Raw genomic sequence first — 1,596 nt, 5'->3', positions numbered from 1 at the left:
CCCCCAGTCAGAGCCCTCTCAAGATGCCAGACAACACGCCGATCGACTCGATCGCCAAGTGGATGCGGTTCGCGGCGGTCATGCAGTAAGTGCTCGCAAGACTATTTTGCCTCGCCGCACCGCGGCGAGGCAAGCCGCCCTATCATCGGGGTTCACCAAGCCTTGGCTTCGAAAGCGGGGGCGAAATCACCCAGCGATTTTGCCTTGAGGATGGTGGCCTCGATATCCTGCTCCACGATGGCTTCCAGATCGGCGAAGCTGTCGATGACATAGTAGATCGGCTGGAGGATATCGATCCGGTAGGGCGTTCTCAGCACGCTCAGCAGATCGAACGGCCGGAATTCGCACGCCTTCCCTTCCATTGCCGCCTTCGCTTCGCTGGGCGATGAGACGATGCCCGCGCCGAAGCAACGGCGGCCTTGCGGCGTATTGATCAGGCCGAATTCGACGGTGAACCAGAAGATCCGGAACAGGTGCCATGAATAGCCCTTGCCGAGACGGACGGCCGTTTCGCCGAAATGCCGGACGAAATTGGCATAGCTCTGGTTGGTGAGCATGGGGCAATGGCCGAAAACCTCGTGGAACAGGTCCGGTTCCTCGATATAGTCGATATGCTCGCGACGGCGCAGGAAGGTTGCGAGCGGGAATTTGCCTTGCGACAGAAGCTCATAAAAGCGCGAGGGCGGAATGAGCGCCGGCACGCCTTCGACGCCAAAGCCGGTGGTCTCGTTCAGGCGTTTGTTGACGTCGAGAAGCTGAGGCACCTTATCGGGCTTCAGCCCCAGCATTTTGACGCCGTCCAGATATTCGCGGCAGGCGGTATCGGCCAGCAGCTTCATCTGACGCCGGTAGAGTTCGCCCCAGATCGCATCTTCATCCGGAGTGTAGTCATACAAACCGTCCGGGCTGGACAGTTTGGCGGTGTAGCTGCTTTCCTTGGTCATAGGCTGATCCTCCCAGGCACGGCGCTATTCCTGCCATTATGACCCGGGTTTGGAGGATTTTCTTTTCTTTCATGCTGGTTATCGCCATAATGGTGGCAAATATTCCCGAATGAGATGCGGAAATGAAAGAAACTGGGAATTTCCGCCGCAAGCTTCTGCAACTCGTCCAGGCCGACGGCAGCCTGTCGCTGGCCGACCTGGCGGAAAAGGCCGGCATGTCGCAGAGCTCGGCCTGGCGGAAGATCCAGGAGTTGGAAGCCGACGGCGTCATCCGCAAGCGTGTGACATTGCTCGATCCTGGCAAACTCGATCTCAAGCTCTGCGTCATCGCGCATGTCACGCTGGAGGATCACCACGAAGAGGCGGTCGCGTCGTTCGCTGCGGTGGTGCTGGAACGGCCGGAGATCATGGAGTGCTACGCCCTGTCAGGCGCCTTCGATTACATGCTGAAGATCCGGGCAAGCGACGTGGAAAGCTATGAAGCCTTCATGACCCGCTATCTCATGCGCAACCCGCATGTGCGCACGGTGGTTTCGAGCTTCGTGCTGCGCGAGCTGAAATTCTCGACCGAACTGCCGATCTAGATATGACTGCGCAGGGCGATGCCGTAGACATCAGTGACCCGGCATCAGCACCGGAAAACCTTCGAATG

The 1,596-nt window shown here is 58.6% G+C and carries 2 protein-coding genes; one reads left to right on the top strand and one right to left on the bottom strand.

From position 1 onward, the window contains the following. Nucleotides 1-152: 152 nt before the first annotated feature. Nucleotides 153-944, bottom strand: a complete 792-nt coding sequence (locus tag FY112_RS02905) for a phenylalanine 4-monooxygenase (RefSeq protein ID WP_151517617.1) — start codon at nt 942-944, stop codon at nt 153-155. A 122-nt stretch (nt 945-1,066) separates the two neighbouring features. On the opposite strand from FY112_RS02905, the gene FY112_RS02900 reads away from it, so the two are divergent. After that, on the top strand, nt 1,067-1,528 hold the full coding sequence (locus tag FY112_RS02900; RefSeq protein ID WP_017960090.1) for an Lrp/AsnC family transcriptional regulator: 462 nt from the start codon (nt 1,067-1,069) through the stop codon (nt 1,526-1,528). Nucleotides 1,529-1,596 lie beyond the last annotated feature (68 nt).

This window comes from Rhizobium sp. PEPV16, from assembly GCF_008919455.1.
Classification (GTDB): domain Bacteria; phylum Pseudomonadota; class Alphaproteobacteria; order Rhizobiales; family Rhizobiaceae; genus Rhizobium; species Rhizobium leguminosarum_Q.
The sequence above is the reverse complement of the archived record's forward strand: the minus strand, read 5'-3'. Positions and strand labels throughout refer to the sequence as shown.